The 18,366-nt window shown below is 52.9% G+C and carries 20 protein-coding genes; 12 read left to right on the forward strand and 8 right to left on the reverse strand.

Features of this window, described 5'->3' with window-relative positions:
- Positions 1–10: 10 nt before the first annotated feature.
- The 4 genes from ACEPPP_RS08685 to ACEPPP_RS08700 form a co-directional block, all read right to left on the reverse strand.
- Complete coding sequence (locus ACEPPP_RS08685) at positions 11–3,118, reverse strand: efflux RND transporter permease subunit (RefSeq protein ID WP_374090667.1); 3,108 nt, start codon at positions 3,116–3,118, stop codon at positions 11–13.
- A gap of 36 nt (positions 3,119–3,154) precedes the next feature.
- A complete protein-coding gene (locus tag ACEPPP_RS08690; protein ID WP_374090669.1) occupies positions 3,155–3,814 on the reverse strand; it encodes a DedA family protein in 660 nt (219 codons plus the stop codon).
- Between the two features lie 323 nt (positions 3,815–4,137).
- A complete protein-coding gene (gene yfbR / locus ACEPPP_RS08695) occupies positions 4,138–4,752 on the reverse strand; it encodes a 5'-deoxynucleotidase (RefSeq protein WP_374090670.1) in 615 nt (204 codons plus the stop codon).
- Complete coding sequence (locus tag ACEPPP_RS08700) at positions 4,752–5,012, reverse strand: hypothetical protein (RefSeq protein WP_374090672.1); 261 nt, start codon at positions 5,010–5,012, stop codon at positions 4,752–4,754. The genes yfbR and ACEPPP_RS08700 overlap by 1 nt, the downstream gene beginning before the upstream one ends.
- 76 nt (positions 5,013–5,088) lie before the next feature.
- Here ACEPPP_RS08700 and ylqF point away from each other — a divergent pair, with 76 nt between their 5' ends.
- The 6 genes from ylqF to ACEPPP_RS08730 all read left to right on the forward strand — a co-directional run bounded on the left by ylqF (position 5,089) and on the right by ACEPPP_RS08730 (position 8,365).
- Positions 5,089–6,012 (forward strand): ribosome biogenesis GTPase YlqF, encoded by a 924-nt coding sequence (gene ylqF / locus ACEPPP_RS08705; RefSeq protein WP_374090676.1) that lies wholly within the window; start codon positions 5,089–5,091, stop codon positions 6,010–6,012.
- Between the two features lie 287 nt (positions 6,013–6,299).
- Positions 6,300–6,470 carry a hypothetical protein gene (locus ACEPPP_RS08710; RefSeq protein WP_374090678.1) on the forward strand — a complete coding sequence of 57 codons (171 nt, stop codon included), beginning with the start codon at positions 6,300–6,302 and terminating at the stop codon, positions 6,468–6,470.
- Entirely contained in the window at positions 6,467–6,790 is a 324-nt protein-coding gene (locus ACEPPP_RS08715; RefSeq protein WP_374090679.1) for a hypothetical protein, read from the forward strand. The genes ACEPPP_RS08710 and ACEPPP_RS08715 overlap by 4 nt, the downstream gene beginning before the upstream one ends.
- Positions 6,791–7,041: 251 nt before the next feature.
- Positions 7,042–7,389 (forward strand): hypothetical protein, encoded by a 348-nt coding sequence (locus tag ACEPPP_RS08720; RefSeq protein ID WP_374090680.1) that lies wholly within the window; start codon positions 7,042–7,044, stop codon positions 7,387–7,389.
- A 385-nt stretch (positions 7,390–7,774) separates the two neighbouring features.
- Entirely contained in the window at positions 7,775–7,918 is a 144-nt protein-coding gene (locus ACEPPP_RS08725) for a hypothetical protein (protein ID WP_374090681.1), read from the forward strand.
- Positions 7,919–8,086: 168 nt separating this feature from the next.
- A complete protein-coding gene (locus tag ACEPPP_RS08730) occupies positions 8,087–8,365 on the forward strand; it encodes a hypothetical protein (RefSeq protein WP_374090682.1) in 279 nt (92 codons plus the stop codon).
- Between the two features lie 128 nt (positions 8,366–8,493).
- Here ACEPPP_RS08730 and ACEPPP_RS08735 read toward each other — a convergent pair whose 3' ends face one another.
- Positions 8,494–8,757, reverse strand: coding sequence for a hypothetical protein (locus ACEPPP_RS08735; RefSeq protein ID WP_374090683.1), 264 nt, complete (start codon positions 8,755–8,757; stop codon positions 8,494–8,496).
- Positions 8,758–9,319: 562 nt separating this feature from the next.
- On the opposite strand from ACEPPP_RS08735, the gene ACEPPP_RS08740 reads away from it, so the two are divergent.
- The 6 genes from ACEPPP_RS08740 (at position 9,320) to ACEPPP_RS08765 (ending at position 14,244) form a co-directional block, all read left to right on the forward strand.
- Positions 9,320–9,865: a hypothetical protein gene (locus ACEPPP_RS08740; RefSeq protein ID WP_374090684.1), complete on the forward strand. Its 546-nt coding sequence runs from the start codon at positions 9,320–9,322 to the stop codon at positions 9,863–9,865.
- A gap of 1,085 nt (positions 9,866–10,950) precedes the next feature.
- Positions 10,951–11,694, forward strand: coding sequence for a hypothetical protein (locus ACEPPP_RS08745; protein WP_374090685.1), 744 nt, complete (start codon positions 10,951–10,953; stop codon positions 11,692–11,694).
- Positions 11,695–12,117: 423 nt separating this feature from the next.
- Entirely contained in the window at positions 12,118–12,672 is a 555-nt protein-coding gene (locus ACEPPP_RS08750) for a DUF4136 domain-containing protein (RefSeq protein WP_374090687.1), read from the forward strand.
- Between the two features lie 146 nt (positions 12,673–12,818).
- Entirely contained in the window at positions 12,819–13,301 is a 483-nt protein-coding gene (locus ACEPPP_RS08755; RefSeq protein ID WP_374090688.1) for a GNAT family N-acetyltransferase, read from the forward strand.
- Positions 13,302–13,355: 54 nt separating this feature from the next.
- Positions 13,356–13,499 carry a GNAT family N-acetyltransferase gene (locus tag ACEPPP_RS08760; protein ID WP_374090689.1) on the forward strand — a complete coding sequence of 48 codons (144 nt, stop codon included), beginning with the start codon at positions 13,356–13,358 and terminating at the stop codon, positions 13,497–13,499.
- A gap of 7 nt (positions 13,500–13,506) precedes the next feature.
- Positions 13,507–14,244: a CAP domain-containing protein gene (locus ACEPPP_RS08765; RefSeq protein WP_374090690.1), complete on the forward strand. Its 738-nt coding sequence runs from the start codon at positions 13,507–13,509 to the stop codon at positions 14,242–14,244.
- A 51-nt stretch (positions 14,245–14,295) separates the two neighbouring features.
- Here ACEPPP_RS08765 and ACEPPP_RS08770 read toward each other — a convergent pair whose 3' ends face one another.
- From ACEPPP_RS08770 to ACEPPP_RS08780, 3 genes are all read right to left on the reverse strand, one after another.
- Entirely contained in the window at positions 14,296–15,909 is a 1,614-nt protein-coding gene (locus tag ACEPPP_RS08770) for a YdiU family protein (protein WP_374090691.1), read from the reverse strand.
- Between the two features lie 252 nt (positions 15,910–16,161).
- Entirely contained in the window at positions 16,162–16,950 is a 789-nt protein-coding gene (locus ACEPPP_RS08775; RefSeq protein ID WP_374090692.1) for a calcium-binding protein, read from the reverse strand.
- A 233-nt stretch (positions 16,951–17,183) separates the two neighbouring features.
- A complete protein-coding gene (locus ACEPPP_RS08780) occupies positions 17,184–18,296 on the reverse strand; it encodes an IS5 family transposase (RefSeq protein WP_374086814.1) in 1,113 nt (370 codons plus the stop codon).
- Positions 18,297–18,366 lie beyond the last annotated feature (70 nt).

An 18,366-nucleotide genomic window follows, 5' to 3' on the forward strand; every position in this document is an offset into this window, starting at 1 on the left:
CAATGCGCAGTCACCAAGACTCGCTCGATCCGCGGGGCTCAGGCGCCGTAAATTTTCCATACTTCAGCAGCATCCCCGGCAGCATCAACAGATTCAGCACGGTCGATGACACCAAGCCGCCGATGATGATCGCGGCCATCGGCCCCATGATCTCGCGGCCGGGATTGTCGCTGTTGAACGCGATCGGAAACATCGCCAGGGCGGTCACCAGCGCGGTCATCAGGATCGACGGCAGCCGCTCCTCGGCACCGCGCACGGCGGTAGCCAGATTCCACTCCTGCTTTTCGACCTCGACCAGATAGCGGTAATGCGAAAGCAGCATGATGCTGTTGCGCACGGTGATGCCGAACAGGGTCACGAAGCCGACCACCGAACCGACCGACAGCGCCGCCTGGGTTGCCAGCACCGCCGCGACGCCGCCGATCAACGCGAACGGCAGATTGCACAGGGTCAGCCCCACATGGCGAATGCTGCCGATCGCCAGGTAGATGAAGATCAACACGCCGATGCCGGCCAGCAAGGAGTGCACGATCAAGTCCTTGCGCGCGGAGGCCTGTTCGACCGCCGCGCCGGCAAACTCGATGTAGCTGTCGCCGGTTTCCGGCAGGTCTTTCGCGATGCGGGCTTTCAGCTCCGCCATGAAAGCATCCAGATCCCTGTCCTCTACGTTGCAGGTCACGGTTTGCCGCCGCTGCGCGCCTTCGTGCAGGATATTGTAGCGGGTCAGGGTGTAACGGATGTCCGCGGCCTCGGCCAGGGTAATCAGCTTGCCGTCCTGGGTCCGAATCGGTAATTCGGCCAGCGCTTCCGGCCGCTCGCGCAATTCCGGTGACAGCGCGACCGCGATGTTGAAGATCCGGTTGCCTTCGAGCTTGCGGCCGGTGACCTGCGTCTCGTAGGCGATCCGCAGGCTGTCGAGCACGGTCTTCGGCGTGACGCCCCAGAATTTCAGCCGATCGAGATTCATCTCGACCCGGATTTGCGGCGCGCCGGGCGGCGAGCGCACCTGCACATCGGTCGCCCCTTCCACGTCCTGCAGCAAGGCCGCAAGCCGCCGGGCTTTTTCGTCGAGTAAATTCAGATCGTTGCCGTAGATATTGACCGCCACCGGCGCGGTGTAGCCGGAAATCGTTTCATCGATCCTTTCGGTCAAAAACGTATTCGCCTCGAACGAGATGCCGGGAAAATCTTCCAGCACTTCGCGAATCCGGTTCAGAATCCGCTGCTGTTCCGAACCCGACAGCGGTTTCAGCCGCACTTCGTATTCGCTGTAATGGCTGCCGTAGGTATCGGCCCCGCGCGCGGCCCGCCCGGCCCACTGCGACATCGACTCGACCCCGGGAATTTGCAGGATTTGTTTGGTCAGCTGCGTGCCGATCCGTATCGACTCCTTCAGCGAGGTGCCGGGTAGGCTGCTGGTATGCACGATGAAATGGCCTTCGCGCAGTTCCGGCAGAAACTGGCTTTTCAGCGTCGTAAACGCCAACAGCCCCGCCACGCAAACGAGCAGGCTGCCGCCGACGACCCAGTTGAAACGCGAATAAACCGCGTGCAATGTCCTTTGATAAAAGGGCTTCAGGCGCCTGATCAGCGGCGGATCGTCCAGCGCGAGATCCGCCCTGCCGAGCACCAGATAGCAGAGCGCCGGCGTCAAGGTCAGCGCGACAAGCAGCGAAGCCAGAATCGCCAGGATATACGAATAACCGAGCGGCGCGAACAAACGGCCCGCCACGCCGGGCAGAGTCAACAGCGGCACGAATACCAGCGCCACAATGAAACTCGCGTAAACGACCGAGCTGCGCACCTCCAGCGAAGCGCCATAGACGATCTCGGAGACCGGCTTCGGTGCGGGCGAGAGACGATTTTCGCGCAGACGGCGGAAGATGTTTTCGGTATCGATGATCGCATCGTCGACGACCTCGCCGAGCGCGATCGCGAGCCCGCCGAGCACCATGATGTTCAGATTGACGCCGGCCTCGAGCAGCACGATCACCGCGCCGACCAGCGACACCGGAATCGCCAGCGCCGAAATGAAGGCGGTGCGGAAATTGAACAGAAACAGGTACAGGATGATCACGACGAACAGGCCGCCGATCAACAAGTGGCCGGACAGGTTCGAAACCGAGCGTTCGATATAATCGGCGGGCCGGAACAGATGCGGATAAAAGCGGACCGCCTGCTGCTTGAACAACGAATCGAATTCGCTCAGGACTTGTTCGACCTGACGCGACACCGACAGCGTGTTCGCGCCGTATTGGCCGATCACCATCAGCACGATGCCGGGCTTGCCGAGTATCTGCGCCGCGCCGATCGGCGGCTCCGGCGCATAGGCGATCGCCGCTACATCGCCGAGCGTGACGTTCATGCCCTTGTCGCGCTTCACGATGATCTTGGCCATTTGCTCCGGCGTAGACGCGGAGCCTGCCGTTTGCAGGGTAAAGCGCTGATTTTGATTTTCGATGAAACCTCCGCCCTGAATCACGCCGGCCTGCTCGGCCGCCCGGCCGATCTCGTCGAGCGCAAGATTGAATTTACGCAGGCGCGAGGGTTCGACCTGGATCTGCAATTGCTTGATGTCGCCGCCGAATACGTTCACGTCCGCGACGCCGGGCACGGCCAACAGGCGCGGCACGATCGTCCAGTCGACCAGGCTGCGCAGCGCCATCAGGTCCTGCCTGTCGGAGGTCAGGCCGAGCGTCAGCACGGTCGCCGAGGAGGACGACAACGGCACCGCGACCGGCATCACGCCGGGCGGCAATCTGGCAGGCAATGCGGTCAGGCGCTCGCCGATCAACTGCCGGTTCCGGTAAATGTCGGACTGTTCGGCGAAATTGACCGTCACGATCGACAAGCCCTGGATCGATTCGGAGCGCACGGTTTCGAGGCCGATCAAGCCGCTGACCGCCATTTCGATCGGCTGCGTGACCAGCACCTCGACCTGTTCGGAGGACAAGCCGGGCGCTTCGGTTTGAATGATCACCCGCTTCGGCGAAAATTCGGGGAAAATGTCGAGCCCGGCGGTCAGAAAACGGTAACAGCCGTAACCCAGAATCAGCACCGCGAGCGCAATCACGACACCGTAAAAACGGATCGAAAAACGAACCAGCGCTGCCAACATAGTCTATTCGTCCCTGACAGTACGAAGCGGCGGCGTCTAAATCGCGGCGCCGACCGCTTTCTTGCGGAAGCTTTTCCAGGCCTGATGCACGATCGGCAGCAGGGAGATCGCGACGATGCTCAAAATGACCAGTTCGAAATTCTTCTGCACGATCTCCAGATTGCCGAACTGGTAGCCGAGCGTCGTCAACCCGCCGACCCAGAGCATCGCGCCGGTGACGCAAAAGACGATATAGCGGAGATAACGCATGTTGCCCGCGCCGGCCACGAACGGCGCCATCGTCCGGATCAGCGGAATGAAGCGCGCGATGATCACCGTGCGGCCGCCGTATTGCTCATAATACGCTTCGGTGCGCTCGATATATTCGCGCTTGAAAAAGCCGATTTTTTCCCTGGCCTTGATTTTTTTGCCGAGAAACCTGCCGACCAGATAATTCACGTTGTCGCCGGTCAAGGCGGCCGCGATCAGCAGCCCGATCAACACATAGATGTCCAGTTTGCCGGTGCTGGCGGTCAAGGCGCCTGCCGCGAACAACAACGAATCGCCGGGCAGCCAGGGCATCACGACCAGGCCGGTTTCGCAAAACACGATCAGGAACAGGATCGAATAGGTCAGCGTGCCGTATTGTTCGAATATTGCGGCCAGATGCGCATTGATATGCAGAAAGAAATCGAGGATTTGCGTCAAGAGTTCCATAGAAAGAATAGTGGTGATGGATAATTTAGCGGGCCGTCCGTTGCCGCATTCGCAACGAACGCCGGTCGTTTGCTCGGTTGAAATTTTACCTCAAGCTGAAGGCCGCGCGCGGATTAAAACCCCTGTTGCCGCGGTTGAAAAATATTTCTCATGGAATAGCCGGGCCCCACCCTATTCCTTAAGGATGCCCAAGACCATGAAAACTCGTACGTGGGAGCGACGCCTACGTCGCGACTTGAGGCTTTAATCGCGACGTAGGCGTCGCTCCCACCACTTGGCTATCGATTTTCAGGTAATAGCAGCCCCTCCCCCCGAGCGGGCCTTCAAGTCCTCATCAATCCATCCAGGGTCAGCCCGCAGCTCGGCGCGAACGCCTGCATGAAAAACACCACTTCCGGCTGCCGGTAGCCTGCTATCGTTTTGGCCAACTCCTGCGCGGCCATCTCGAACTCGGTATTGCCGGCCTTCAGTTCCGCTTGGCACTTCAAATACGCCGAGATCTTGTCGGCCGCCTTGATGATCCTGACATGCTCTTCCGGCATGCTGTCATGATGAATCAGCGCCTCGAAATCGGCCTGCAATTCCGGCGGCAGCAGTTTCAACAACTCCTTTTCGGCCTGCTTTTCGATCTCTTTATAAGCGACATTGATCGCTTCGGAATGGTATTTGATCGGCGTCGGCAGATCGCCGGTAATCACTTCGGTAATGTCGTGATAAAGCGCCGCGGTCGCGATCGCGTTCGCATCCAGGCTGCCGCCGTAGTAGCGGTTCTTGATCAACGCGAGGGTATGCGCGATCACCGCCACTTCCCAGCTATGCTCCATCACGTTTTCGTCAAGCGCGTTGCGCTTCAAGCCCCAACGCTTGATCCACCTGAGCCTGGACAGATAGGCATAGAACGGGCTCGAAACCGAAATGTTTTCCGCCGCGTTAGTCATCAGAATTCTTCGACGAAGGTGTTTTCCATCGGCGTCTGTACGTAGTGTTTGTTTTCATCCCAGAAATAGTAATAGCCTTTTTCTGAGGTGGTCACCTTGCCGTTTTTGACGATCCAGGTCTTTTCGGTGTTGCCGTTCGCATAGGTGACCTTGTAATTGCCGTCCATATACTCGACCGCCTTGCGCGACAGCCTGTTGAACCAGTCTTGCGAGCACCCCGTCGACATGATCAACAGCGCAAACAATAGCATTTTTTTCATGGCTTCTTTCAATCAATTCGCGTGACTAATCAGGTTTTGATGGTTAAATATAGCATTTTGACTGTGACAAGACATCATGCAGATTCAGTGGTACCCCGGCCATATGCACAAGGCCGGCAAGGAAATTAAGGAAATCCTGCCGAAAACCGACATCGTGATCGAGGTTCTCGATGCGCGCATCCCGTTCAGCAGCGCCAATCCGTTCCTCGCGCAGTTGCGCGGCGACAAACCCTGTCTGAAGATACTGAACAAAAGCGATCTCGCCGACCCGGAACTGACCGCCGCCTGGCAAAGCTACCTGGAGCGGGAACACGGCGTCAGGACGCTCGCCTTGACCAGCCGGGAACCTGATAAAATGCGGAAAATTGCTGAACTCTGCCGGAAAATGCTGCCCGAGCAGGTGCAAAACGACCGCATCGTGCATGCCTTGATCATGGGCATCCCGAACGTCGGCAAATCGACCCTGATCAACATCCTGGCCGGGCGCACGGTCGCCAAGACCGGCAACGAGCCGGCCGTCACCAAGACGCAGCAACGCATCGCGATCGGCAACAACGTCGTGCTGCTCGACACCCCCGGCATGCTCTGGCCGAATATCGAAAACAAGAACAGCGGCTACCGGCTGGCCGCGACCGGCGCGATCAAGGACACCGCGCTGCACCATGAAGCCATCGCCGCCTTCGTCGCCGGCTATCTCGGCCAGCACTACCCCGCTTGTCTGCACGAGCGTTTTCAGTTGCAGGAAATCCCGGAATCGGCTGACGAGGTGCTGGAAGCGATCGGCAGGAAACGCGGTTGTCTGCGTTCCGGCGGGCGCGTGGAGTTGGACAAAGCAGCCAAGATTCTGCTGAACGAGCTGCGCTCCGGCTCGCTGGGGCGGATCAGCCTGGAAACGCCGACGATGATGGAGAAGGAACTGGCCGAGGTGGCGGTGATTCGTGAGCAGAAGGCCGAGAAAAATCGTTTGCGTAAGCAAAAGCGTGGCTCTTCGGAGGGCTAATCCTCCCTTTTTCTCAGGCGTTTTTTACCGAGGTGCAAAATAACGTGCTTAATCCAAGCTAAATGAGTCTACTCGGCGCGGATGTTACAATGTTTAAAATTGAGTTTTGTCGCAACCCTGCTAGTCGCTTAGTTGTTTACCCGGAACAAATATTTAGGATAAATAATATTAGTTAGGCTTTAGCCCTGAACTTCACTATCAATACATACAAGTTACTTGTGAGCATTCAATATCCAGCAACATGTTAGATCTCAAAGCATTCCTGTATTTTTTCGGAAAAAATAATCATGATTAACCTTGCAATCAAGTTTTTCTTATGGCTAAGACAAACATGGGAAACTCTAGATGAAGAAACAAAGCGCAAAATAATCAAAGCAATTCTCGAAGCATTTGAGGATGCTCTTCGTGCATTTTACAGGTATTGGAAAGGTGAAGTTAAAGATGAGGCCAAAACATGAATAGCTTTAAAAAGTTTATAGACAAAGCAAAGGAGTCCCCCACCAAGACTTTGCCTGCATCTGATATATCACTCTCGACCATTCAGACTTCTCTAGCGTCAGTTGTGGATGGAGTTTTAACACCATTCTCTGCTCCAAGTGACAAAAAGCAAAAATTCTCAGAAGAGGTTTCTAATTTAGTTCAAGATAATTCATTCATATCTGATTTCAGTGATCGCATTGGTGAGCCATCAGAGTTTGAGACCGAAGATGAGTTTGTAGATCGCAGCAAAAACATATTGAGAAAAATGCTATATGCCAAATTTGGAATTAGCAGTTGACTTAGGCAGTATTATATCAAGAAATAACCTCGGTCAACAGACTTGAAAACTGAGTTTAGACGATCCTCTGTGCATCCAGGCTTAACCCTGCGCTCAAACGGGCGGCCCAAAAGCGAGCAGCCACTTAGCTTCACACTAGGCTTAGCTGTTTGGCTATCCGGCAAACGGAATATCATCCATCTTGCTTCCTAAAACGCCAGTACGCTAAATTCAAACTCTATATAATCCTCACATCACAATGGAGTTAATCGATGATAGTTCATACAAAATCAGAACTGGAGTCTGCAATAAATATTGGCACAAAAGAAATAATAATTGAAGGGGAACTAGCTGAAAAAGTTCGCAACGGCAGAAAAATAAAAACAGTCGGAACATTTACGCTAATTGCACTAGCAGGTGCCATCGCCGCAATTCCATTCACAGGCGGAATGTCTGCTGTTGGCTTTGCTCCTATTGCAGCCCTTACTGGTTTGGAGATTGCTTTAATAATGGCAGTAGCCTTTCTGGGTATTGGATTATTAACAGCTATCTGGAATGGTTACGATGAAATTGAATACTCTCATAACCCCTTGCGCCTCGTACTAAGAAAGAAGAAATAGCAACGTGCCTATCAAACCTAAGCCGTGCGTCTATGTTTGCCCTTCATGCGGATGGAGAAAGGCTATTTCCCCCAGAAGCGATTCCTTGTTGCCCGGAGAATACTATCTGTGTTGCCCAACATGCGGCTCCAAATCCTTGAAAAGGGAAGAACTCAATCCCCTCACCGAACTTGGGATCAGATTATTAGGCAATTTTTTTAAACTCTGATCCACTGGCGAAAACGAAGCAAGGCAGCCATGTAGGGGGCGCACCGCGCCCCTTTTTCGATTCCAAATCACTCCAGAAACCTTGGCAACTGGAATAAATTACCTATCGAAATGCTTTAGAATCGCTCGAATATTCCGCCGTTCGGATTTGCCGTTCGGATTTATTGAATGGTGCGCGGTGCGCACCCTACAAGACTTCAATCGCTATATCGATTACATCCACATCAATCCGGTTAAACACGGCCTGGTAAAGCATGTCGCGGATTGGCCTTATTCGACTTTTCATCGCTATGTCGCGAAAGGGATTTATCCGCCGAATTGATGCAGTGATGTTGATTACGTAATTGGAGGCGATGAATGACATGCGCCCGATTACGCTGCGCTAATCGAACCTACGCGGACTTAAGCTCAATATCGGCGTTATGCTTGAGTGCAGCAAGACAATTTGATACTGTGCCGCCGTTACTCACATTACTTACGGAGTTTTAGTATGATTGGCACGATTACCGCTTTCCTGATCACCTACTGGTTTTACAAAAGCGCCGAAGCGACCGGCAAGAATCCGTTATCTTCAGCCGGATTGGGTTTTCTGTCCTATTTGATTCCCTGCATTGCCTGGACCCTTGCCGTAACCCCGGGACTGCGCGATGCCGTTGAGCATAATCCCGGCACCCTGTCCGGCTTGTTTGTCAATTACGCTTATATCTTGGTGGGCGCCGCCTGCGCCATCGGGTTCAAATTCTTGCACTTCAAACAGGCTAAATCGTAAAAGCAAGGTGGCCTCGATAAAAGGGTAACGGGATCGAGAGGCGTGTGCCCCACCACCCTCGATTCCTGTGCCGCAGAATGTACCAACGGCAGGAGCCGCAACAGCGAAAGTTGCGTGAAGCCATGCGTTTAATCCCGAAATTCCCGGCGTTTAAATGAAAACTCCGGCACCGGCTCAAGACGTAAACTTAATTGTAGGCCATTATTTTTGCCTGCCCCACGTCCGCCATCATCGTTATTCATAATACAGAAGCAAATAAATTTACTCAGCCGTTCTTTTGCTTCTTCTTTGCTGCGATAAGGACCAAAGTTGCCTTCCCTTGCCAAAAAGAACCATTCCATTATTCCCGTTGTAGGATTCCGTTGAGTGTAAACCCTTTCTGCATAAAACATTCGAGAGACCTTTCCTCAGAAAATCAGTGTTTGCTAATGATAGCAAACAATTTGCTTTTTGCTAGGTAGTTCACAAAATTAGCCAGACGCCTTAGTATAAACGCTGTAATATGGAAGGTTTTTCGCCATTTGTCCTGCTCAGTTCTGCACCATAACGGCCGTTTAAACAAGCGGTGCGCTATGCACACGATGACTGACCTGTAAAATAAAACGCTTAATCCAAGCCAAATGAGTCAACTCTGGATGAATGTTATTATGCATCAAATGGATTGCGTCCCCGACTTGGTAAAATTTGAGCTTACTCTGGCCTCAGTCATATGTGGATTTTTTAATATCGATCGGTGCCTGCCAAGTAGCGGCGCATCGCGCCTCTTTTCGATGCCAACAAAAACCACCGGCCCTTATTCAAGGAGGTCATCACATGCCGCCAAAGACAATTAGCCTGCATCTGCTTGTCGCTTGCGCAATAAGACTATCGCAACTTAATGCTTGTTGAAATATCTGGAATCACCGGCGCCCGACTCAACTGAAATTTTTATATTCCAGCCGCGTCTTGGAAATTATGAAAACTTTATTATCCGTCCTGCTTTTCACGTTCTGCGCTTCGGCTTGCGCCGAAATGCCCCAGGTCGAGTTTGTTACACAGGTTCTCGAACCCACGGGCGGAAAAATTCTACGTCCGAAAGACTGGTTCTATGCTGAGGGCCATCGAGGACCCGCGTACAGATGGACGCTCTCTCGTGAAGACACCTCGGGGAATAAGCCATATATTACGGGTGTTCGCATCCAGGCATTCGTCGACGTCAAACAAGGCACTGGCAAAACGGCAAAGCAATTCATACTCGATTTTCTTGCGACGAAGAAAAATGAATCCAAGATCGTCAACTATTGCAATGAATCGATCCAGGGGCTTTTCACACGCATATGCCTAGAAACCGAAGAAGGCCCTTACCACATTCTCTACTCGCTATTTTGGGGGAATCGCGGAACGGACATTGCGGTTGTTTCAATTTCGGGTACAACAAAGGAGTTATGGGCAACCTACTCACCAACATTCGACAAGATGAGCGCCTTTGGACTGATTGATTTGGGACGTTTCGTCAAATGAATAACCCGGCCTTGCAACCGTCCGCTGAATTTCATGTTAGACGTTCTTGCTTGTTTCAAAATAGTGGAGACCAGAACCCACTTGAAGCAGCGAAGAACCGTATCGAACTCGACAGAAGCATCATTCGGTGTCGGCAGCATGAGATATGCCCACACAGCCAATCAAGAGCGAATCGCTCCCCTTTCTGATGCCAAATCACCCCGCAACACTACGCAATCCAAATAAACCACCCCCAACAAAATCTGGCATTCGGATTTTTTAAAGGGAGCACGGTGGTGTGCTCCCTACGTGTCTATACCGGCACTATGGCATAAGCTAACGTTCCGACAGTAGCTGGCTAGCGCCTAGCACATGCCTTGTCGTGAAGATCACTGGAAAACGGCATGCGTGGTTTATTACAGGAGGGCCGGCATGAGTCTGCTTTTACTCTGCCTATCTTCGTTTCTGGAAAAGATGAATGGCCTGAGAAATCTAAATGATAGCCGATCAACCGGGAACGTCCGTTTGTATTTCAACCGAGAAGGGTCTATTGAATGTATTTAGTCTGAAAAATCATTGAAATCCTTCCAATGCAATGTTTCAGCAAGAAAAAAAGGCTAAGTAATTGATATTGCGCACCTAAACTCCAATTAGCGTCGCTTTATCCTTTCAATTAGTATGGATTATTAATCCGAAATGTTTTAGTTCTTATAGGTAATTGTACTAATAGTTTTTGGTTTGCACGTATGATCAAATAGCTTTAACGGGATCTTCTTAAGCAAGCCATAATAAAAATGAGAAGGTGTTTTTATTGCATCACGGGTGCTATGCACATGAACGATGTAGACATGAATACCGGAAAACTTTTTGTTAGGCGCTTTTCCTTACCTAGCATAGCCTATCATTTTTTGGGGCTTAAAAATAGGGAGGGAAGTCTCGTTTGTCTAGTCGCCTAGCAGCAGGATCATGGGCATTGTTTTTACGCACATCCGCCGTAATACGCGGTTGTAAAAGACTAATTACAGCCTGACTTGTTGTTAAGCACTTATTAACCTATGCAAATGCATAAGTTTTTATACACATTTACAAACTTAGGGGATCTTTTTATGAAAAAGAAAACATTGGTATCATCTTTGATCATGGCAACCGCTGTTGGCATGAGCGCGAACGCCTCAGCAGCAGCCACAGTACCACCACCCGGCTCATTGAATGACACATGGTTTGAAACACAGATAAAACAAACCTTGCCTAAGGTTATTGACAAAAAGGATTCTGAAAACCCATCGTCTTGGGTCACTGTCAAAAACTTCAAAGTCGATACCGGCAAAAAAACTTGCTATACCCACTTAATCGATAATAATCCTGCAGCCCCTGCTCCTGCGACTCCTGATTATCTCGTAGAGGTTTATTGCTTAGTCGGAGGTGCGTGGACACACCAGTCCACCGCCGACAGAGTTTTTGACATGGCCGATGGCAACGTTGGACAAGAAGAGTTTTTTCTTGAAATGCCGGCAGTAGGTTCTGATTTAACCAAGCCTGAATTTCATGCCGTAAGCTTTGTGGGCACATTGATACTGCAACCCAAGATAGCTAGTAAAGGCGGTTTATCAAGTGTTAAGACCTTAACGGCAAAACAAGGCTTGACGGATTATCACGAGAACGTAACCCTGTTAGGTGCTGAACAAATTGAAGGCCAAGATCACACCAACTTGAAATTCGCATGGGTCAAGGACCCTACGAAAATTTCAAACGTAAATGATTTGCAGGCTTGCGCAATTAGTTGGGAACAAAATACTAACAGGAAACTTGGTTGTATTGATCCTAACAAACCTGCGCCAGCGCCGAACTAAGTTCGTGTAGTAATAACTAAGTTGTTTTGTATTGGGAATCGACGCCTAATTAAGGCGAGCATGATGCTGTTTTAATTAAGGCTGCCTTAGGCAGCCTTAATTTTATATGCCTCCTTAAGGTTATCGCTTAATCCCCTAATGCAGTTGCGTTTACCTCAAATATCGACACATTTCAAATGCAACCATGCTAATGAAGCTGTTTCCTCAACGGCGGCAGGTTAACGAATTCATGTTCAAAGCACTGTGTTGCCCGGAGATCGTTCAACTCATTACAAAGATGTGCCCCGGAAGGCCCCAGCGGAATCGATCAATATCACCGCCATAAAGCCCTCGATTTTTGCTGGGGCACTTGAACTCGACAACAATGTTAGAGTCACATGAGTTGATTTTTCATCCCTGAATTTTCAACAAGAGAGAATGGCCATGTTTACAAAACCCTCCTCATACCTGCTTGTTGCCTTAAACTTGTTCCTGGCTGCCTGCTCATCAGTCTCGGTCACCTCCGACTACGACCATTCGGCGTCTTTCGAACAATACCGAACCTATACCTTGGCGCCATCGAGCGAAAACATTGCGCTGTCGCCATCAGTCGAAGCAGCGCTCCGCGACTCCCTTCGCGTCAATCTTGCGGCGCGCAACATTACCGAAGTTTCCAAAGACGCCGATCTTCATGTGGTCCGCCATATTTCCACCAAAGAAAAACTGTCCGTGTATCAGACCAATGACTGGAATTACCGCGGGATGCCCTATGGTTACGGACGTTACGGTGTTTGGGCCAATGCCCCCTACACCTATACTGACGTATCGCAATATACCGAAGGCACGCTGATACTGGACTTTGTGGATGCGAAGACTCAGAAATTGGTGTTTCGCGGAATTGGCACCGGCATCGTCAGCGATCCGCAAACCAATGCAGAACGGATTCGGGAAGCGGTTGAAAAAATTGTCAAACAATTTCCCAAAACCCTGCCGCATTGAATCTCAGCCGCTCAACACGATAAGATACGCAGAAATGGAATACGATAACGCAGTATTCCTCTGCGTTTCATACGGGCGATTTTTTTCGCTGAAGGCTCGTCTGCGGCGCGCATCTTATCGTTAAAGCAAGATTCACCCCGTACCTGATGATCGAAATCACCCCGTTCTCCCCCTGGCACGCAGACGGCGTCGTTGGGTTCATTCTCCCGATTCAGCAAGCCGAGTTCGAGATCCCCATTACCCTCGACGCGCAGCCGGATCTTCAAGACATTCAAGGCTTCTATCAGCAAGGCAGCGGCAACTTCTGGGTCGCACTGGACGGTCAAAACGTGGTCGGAAGCGTGGCTTTGCTGGACATCGGCAACAATCAGTCCGCGCTGCGCAAGATGTTCGTCAAAGACGCGCATCGCGGCGCGGAGCACGGCGTGGCCAAGCGTCTGCTCGACACCCTCTTGGGATGGTGTAAGCTATATGGCGTGCATCAGGTATACCTCGGAACGACCGCCAAATTCCTTGCGGCGCATCGCTTCTTCGAGAAGAACGGCTTTCAGGAGATTCCGCGCGCCGGGTTGCCCGAGCGCTTTCCCGTCATGACTGTCAATTCGAAGTTCTACCGCCGCACGCCGTAGCCGAATGACGCTCGATTCTGCGGGCGAGGCAATTGCCGGCAGGCGCACCGGCTGATGATACGCCACGAATGGCGAGGCCGGGGTCTTGCCCGCTTACTGATGCAATATGTCGAAGACAGCGCGGCGCGTTCGGGCCATCGGATTATCCGGCTGACATGCTTTCCCTGTTTCGAGAAAGCCATCGCAGGAACCGGCTAACGCCATTTTGCAGCAGATATGGCATGAACACGCCATCTCTCGACTATCAGCTAACAACTCCAATGGAACCCTATCGGATCGAGGTGGATCGAAACTGCTCATCGCTCGATTCCCAGACAAGGATGTTAGTCGATTCAACCAGCCCTTGGACACTGTGTTACCCTTTCGCACCATGCAAAAAATTTTTCTGACTCTCTTTATTTGGCTTGGCTTTACTCAATCAATATCAGCCGCCAGCGCGGACTCGCCCCCACCCATCGATGCCGCTGAACTGGAACGGAAAATTCATCAACATATTAATCGGGAGCGGCAAATCCATGGCCTGGCCCCATTAAATGGCGATGAGCAACTCGTTGCGGTTGCCCGCAATCATAGCCTCGACATGGCGAGCCATCAATTTTTTAACCATGTCAATTTGCAAGGGGAATATCCTTCGGACAGAGCCCAACGCCAAGGCTGGAATCAGCAAAAGCAGATCGATCCGGCAACAGTTGCCACGGGCGTGGCCGAGAATATTTTTCTGGCCCGACTTTACGACAAGGTCTATACCACCAAACAAGACGGCAGAGTTATTAAGAAGGAATATGACTGGCTAGATAGTGGCCGGCTTGTCCGGACGATCGTGCAGGGCTGGCTGAACAGTCCGCATCACCGTAAAGTCATGCTTTCGCCGCAATACGATCGGCAAGGCATCGGCGTCGTGGTTTCGGGATACGACGTCTATGTGACCGAGGACCTGTTTTAATCTCGGTAATGACAGGCTTGGGATTCCTCATTGCCGCTTCAAGCCGCGCCCTCATGAACTGCACGACAGCATCGAGCAGCCGGGACGGGTGCGCGCCCAGTCCGGCCGCTTCGCCGCGTAATGATCCTTGCCGGCTTGTTCGTCGTAGGGCCGGCGCAACAGGTCGAGCAGTTCATTGACCAGCGTAAAATCGCCCTGCTCGGCCTTGTCGATCGCGAGTTGCGCAAGATAATTGCGCAGCACATATTTCGGATTGACCGCGTTCATCCGCTGGCGCCGCTCCGCATCGGCAAGGCCGTCCTGAATGAGCCGTTCGCGATATTGCCGCAGCCAGTGCGACAGTCTTTCCCTGTATTCTGGCGTCAGTTGCTCCGGCAGGTAATAACAATCCTGCAATAAAGCCATCACTTCGGTTTCCCGGACCTCATCATCGGAATCGGTAATCAAATCCGCAAGGCGCCGGAAAAACAGCGTCATGTCGGTTTCGACCCGTTGCAGCAGAACCATCAGTTCGGTAATCAACTCGCCGTCGGTTTCGGGACGATAGGAAGCGAAACCGAGCTTGCCTGACATCATCCGCTGCCATTCCCGATCAAAGGTTTCGGCATAGGCCTTCATGCCCGCCTGCAATGGTTCGGCCTCGCCGAACAACGGATACAGCGCGTTGGCCAATTGCCCAAGGTTCCAATAGGCGATTTGCGGCTGCTGGCCGAAACGGTAGCGGCGCTCTTCGGCGTCTGTGGTATTCGGCGTCCAGTGCGGGTCGTAATTGTCCATCCAGCCGTAGGGGCCGTAATCGATCGTCAGCCCCAGGATCGACATATTGTCGGTGTTCATCACGCCGTGCACGAAGCCGACGCGCTGCCAGTGCACGATCATCGCCGCGGTTTTGCGGCAGACTTCCTGAAACCACTCCGCATAAACCTCCGGCGACGGTTCGCGAAGATGCGGAAAATCGACCCGCAACGTATAGTCGACGAACTGGCGCAAGAGATCGATTTCGCCGCGCGCGGCCAGAATCTGAAAATTGCCGAAGCGCGTGAACGACGGCGCGACCCGGCAGACGATCGCGCCCGGCTCGGCCTTCGGGTTGCCGTTGTAGAACATGTCGCGGATCACCGCCTCGCCGGTCAGCAGCACGCTCAAGGCGCGCGTGGTCGGCACGCCCAGGTGATGCATCGCCTCGCTACAGAGAAACTCGCGAATCGACGAGCGCAACACCGCCAGACCGTCCGCATTGCGGGAATAAGGCGTCGGGCCCGCCCCCTTCAGCTGCAAGGCCCAACGCTCGCCGCGCCGGTTGATCACTTCGCCGAGGTTGATCGCGCGCCCGTCGCCGAGCTGGCCGGCCCAGTAGCCGAACTGATGGCCGCCGTAGCACATCGCATAAGGCTCCATGCCTTGCGCCAGCCGATTGCCGGCAAACACCTGGGTAAAATCTGCGGAGGCGCAAAGTTCCGGGGACAAATCCAAAAGATCGGCCACTTCGCTGGAATAGGCCACCAGTTGCGGCGCGGAAACCTGGGTCGGCAATACCCGAGAATAGCATGCACCGGCAATCTGCCTGCGAAAGTTAGCCGTTTCGGGATCGCCTGGAAGTTCGTGAACGAAGCGGTTGTCGAAAATCAGGCCGTCGAGACGGTTAAGCGGAGTTTGAATCGTCATGAATTACAAGACAGCCTTAATGCTTGGGCGGCCTTTAATTCTGATCTTTTTGGTAGGATATTGTCAAGCGCTCAGCGAACGCAGGCCTAGCAGGGAATGACCTGGTCTAAACAGCAGGATTGCCGTTCGCCGAACGGCGCCGAAGCGAAGGGCTCGCTTCGACTCCGCTCAGCTAGCGGCGCTTGTTTTTGTAGGAGCCAACCTTAATCGGAAATCGCCCAAGGGAAACGGCGATGCCTTACCGGTAAAAAATCAGGCATGCCCCGCGCCATGCTCATCTTCGAGTTCAGTTTCACCGCAATCGTCATCGGCTAAACCGTCGTCGTCGGAGCAACTGTCCTTGCTTTTTCCCCCATGCACGCCATCGACACCGTCCCCGCCATCGAGATCATCCTTGCCGTTTTCGCCGTTCAGGTCGTCGCTGTCGGGGCCGCCTAGCAATCGATCACTGCCATTGCCGCCGTAGAGATGATCCTTATCGGAATCTTCCGGATTATTCAATACCTCGTCGTCGGTGTAATCATTATCACTATCATCGAGATAACCGGATACGAAATCATTGCCGTTGCCGCCGTATAGGGTATCATCGCCGAGATCGCCATACAATTTGTCCTTGCCGTTATTGCCATGAATCTCGTCGTTACCTGCCAAGCCATCGATGACGTCATTGCCGCTCATTCCGCAGATGATGTCGTTACCCGGCGTGCCTTCAATGTTGTTGGCGCCGTTGCTGCCGATGATGATTTGCCGGGGAACGCCCAAATCGGAAGGCCCCGCGACGACGACGCACTCGCTGAAGTCTTTATTGCACGTTTCATAAGAATCGTCGGTAATGTCATCCAAAGTCCCGTTGTCATCGAAACGCGTGTTGGGCTGTTTTTTGGTCAATACCAACGTCGCACTTTGAATCACGCTCTGCGGACATTTTTTCATCGACTGCTTATTGGCATTATCATTGCCGGGCTTGGCCCACGCGGCCTGACCCAACGCCAGCCCCCCAAGGCATAGCCATATACTGGTATAAATCAGTTTTTTGTTCATTCTTTTGTCCCCATTTAAAATTTAAACTGCCCAATCAAGAAAAGCCAAAACAAAATCTACGTCACGGGCCTTTCGCAGAAGACCATACGCTGATGCAAAAAAATTACCGTGCTCACGTCGGCAGATTTTTAATTTAATTATAAGATTATTTCATCCCGATACAAGAAAATTTTGTAAGCATGTTTTAAACTAGAGTTATTCACTTCTCTCTTAGAGGGTGTAGACAAAATAAACTACCCTGTCAGCCGACTGGCGAGAATTCTCGCTTCGGCGAGCCAAACCCAGGCTTCAGAGACATCGGTCAGGCGGTCGTGATGCATGATCAGGCGGCGGGCGCGCTCGTTCCAGGCGTGGGTACGCTCGACCACCCAACGTTTAGGCAACACGGTGAAGCCGGTGGTCAACGTTTCAGGGAACAAATCGTGCTGACCGGCTTGCGCCCACCGTCCTACATTCCGATTCGCCGGATGGCGAACGACTTCCACCGTGACGCCGTGCTGTTGCTGGACCGTAGCCGCCCATTGCCCGGCATAAGCCGAATCGACAAACAGGCGTTGCACGGTCGGGTACTTGGCAGCAGCACGGGCGATCGCCTCGGTGCCGGCATCGCGATCTTGCAGACTGGCGGCACATACGCTGATGGCCAAGACGAGCCCTAAGGTATCGACCACAAGATTGCGTTTGCGGCCTTTGACCTTTTTGCCGGCGTCGTAACCGGAAGGCCCGCCCTGCGGCGAACTGCGCGTGCTTTGCGCATCCAAAACCGCGGCGCTGGGCTCCTCTTCCCGCCCTTCGCGCACACGCCACATCTGCCGCAGACGATCGTGCATGGCCTCGAAACGACCTTGTGCGCTCCAGCGCCGGAAGGTTTTGTAGACGTTATCCCAATGCGGGAAATCTTTCGGCAACAAGCGCCACGCACAGCCCGTGCGGACGACATAGCAACACGCATCGACCATGGTGCGTCGCGACACCTTCTCCGGCACTCCCCGTCCGCCTTCAGGCTCGAACAAGTCTTGCACCAGCGCCCATTCCGCATCCGTCAGCGAACTCGCATAGCGTTCGTCTTGCACTGGCTGACGATGGCGTTCCTGATAACCATACCGTTTGAGCTTAGCATCCGCCGTCTTACCAATCGCCGCCGAACGCTTTGCCGGTTTTATCCGCTGGATGCCCGCGGCCGTCAGCGCTTTGCGTAACGTGGCGCCGTGGACGCAGCGCGAAGTGCGCTCCTGAAAGGCTTTGACCAGTTCTTCCAATGTCGCCGTTGGTTTCTCCGCGGTCAGTTCCTTGAGTATCTCTAAATCCCCAGCGGTTATTTTGGCAGGTCGGCCGCTACGCTTCATCACTCGACTTTTTGATATAATTCTAGAAGCCTCCTATTTTACTTTATTTTGTCTACACCCTCTTAAACCT

This window comes from Methylomicrobium lacus, assembly GCF_041897535.1.
GTDB lineage: Bacteria > Pseudomonadota > Gammaproteobacteria > Methylococcales > Methylomonadaceae > Methylomicrobium > Methylomicrobium lacus_A.

What these genes read in the sequence shown, in the direction of transcription:
- ACEPPP_RS08685 (WP_374090667.1), bottom strand. Translation starts at nt 3,118, where the DNA reads ATGTTGGCAGCGCTGGTTCGTTTTTCGATCCGTTTTTACGGTGTCGTG.
- ACEPPP_RS08690 (WP_374090669.1), bottom strand. Translation starts at nt 3,814, where the DNA reads ATGGAACTCTTGACGCAAATCCTCGATTTCTTTCTGCATATCAATGCG.
- yfbR (WP_374090670.1), bottom strand. Translation starts at nt 4,752, where the DNA reads ATGACTAACGCGGCGGAAAACATTTCGGTTTCGAGCCCGTTCTATGCC.
- ACEPPP_RS08700 (WP_374090672.1), bottom strand. Translation starts at nt 5,012, where the DNA reads ATGAAAAAAATGCTATTGTTTGCGCTGTTGATCATGTCGACGGGGTGC.
- ylqF (WP_374090676.1), top strand. Translation starts at nt 5,089, where the DNA reads ATGCAGATTCAGTGGTACCCCGGCCATATGCACAAGGCCGGCAAGGAA.
- ACEPPP_RS08710 (WP_374090678.1), top strand. Translation starts at nt 6,300, where the DNA reads ATGATTAACCTTGCAATCAAGTTTTTCTTATGGCTAAGACAAACATGG.
- ACEPPP_RS08715 (WP_374090679.1), top strand. Translation starts at nt 6,467, where the DNA reads ATGAATAGCTTTAAAAAGTTTATAGACAAAGCAAAGGAGTCCCCCACC.
- ACEPPP_RS08720 (WP_374090680.1), top strand. Translation starts at nt 7,042, where the DNA reads ATGATAGTTCATACAAAATCAGAACTGGAGTCTGCAATAAATATTGGC.
- ACEPPP_RS08730 (WP_374090682.1), top strand. Translation starts at nt 8,087, where the DNA reads ATGATTGGCACGATTACCGCTTTCCTGATCACCTACTGGTTTTACAAA.
- ACEPPP_RS08735 (WP_374090683.1), bottom strand. Translation starts at nt 8,757, where the DNA reads ATGTTTTATGCAGAAAGGGTTTACACTCAACGGAATCCTACAACGGGA.
- ACEPPP_RS08740 (WP_374090684.1), top strand. Translation starts at nt 9,320, where the DNA reads ATGAAAACTTTATTATCCGTCCTGCTTTTCACGTTCTGCGCTTCGGCT.
- ACEPPP_RS08745 (WP_374090685.1), top strand. Translation starts at nt 10,951, where the DNA reads ATGAAAAAGAAAACATTGGTATCATCTTTGATCATGGCAACCGCTGTT.
- ACEPPP_RS08750 (WP_374090687.1), top strand. Translation starts at nt 12,118, where the DNA reads ATGTTTACAAAACCCTCCTCATACCTGCTTGTTGCCTTAAACTTGTTC.
- ACEPPP_RS08755 (WP_374090688.1), top strand. Translation starts at nt 12,819, where the DNA reads ATGATCGAAATCACCCCGTTCTCCCCCTGGCACGCAGACGGCGTCGTT.
- ACEPPP_RS08760 (WP_374090689.1), top strand. Translation starts at nt 13,356, where the DNA reads ATGATACGCCACGAATGGCGAGGCCGGGGTCTTGCCCGCTTACTGATG.
- ACEPPP_RS08770 (WP_374090691.1), bottom strand. Translation starts at nt 15,909, where the DNA reads ATGACGATTCAAACTCCGCTTAACCGTCTCGACGGCCTGATTTTCGAC.
- ACEPPP_RS08775 (WP_374090692.1), bottom strand. Translation starts at nt 16,950, where the DNA reads ATGAACAAAAAACTGATTTATACCAGTATATGGCTATGCCTTGGGGGG.
- ACEPPP_RS08780 (WP_374086814.1), bottom strand. Translation starts at nt 18,296, where the DNA reads ATGAAGCGTAGCGGCCGACCTGCCAAAATAACCGCTGGGGATTTAGAG.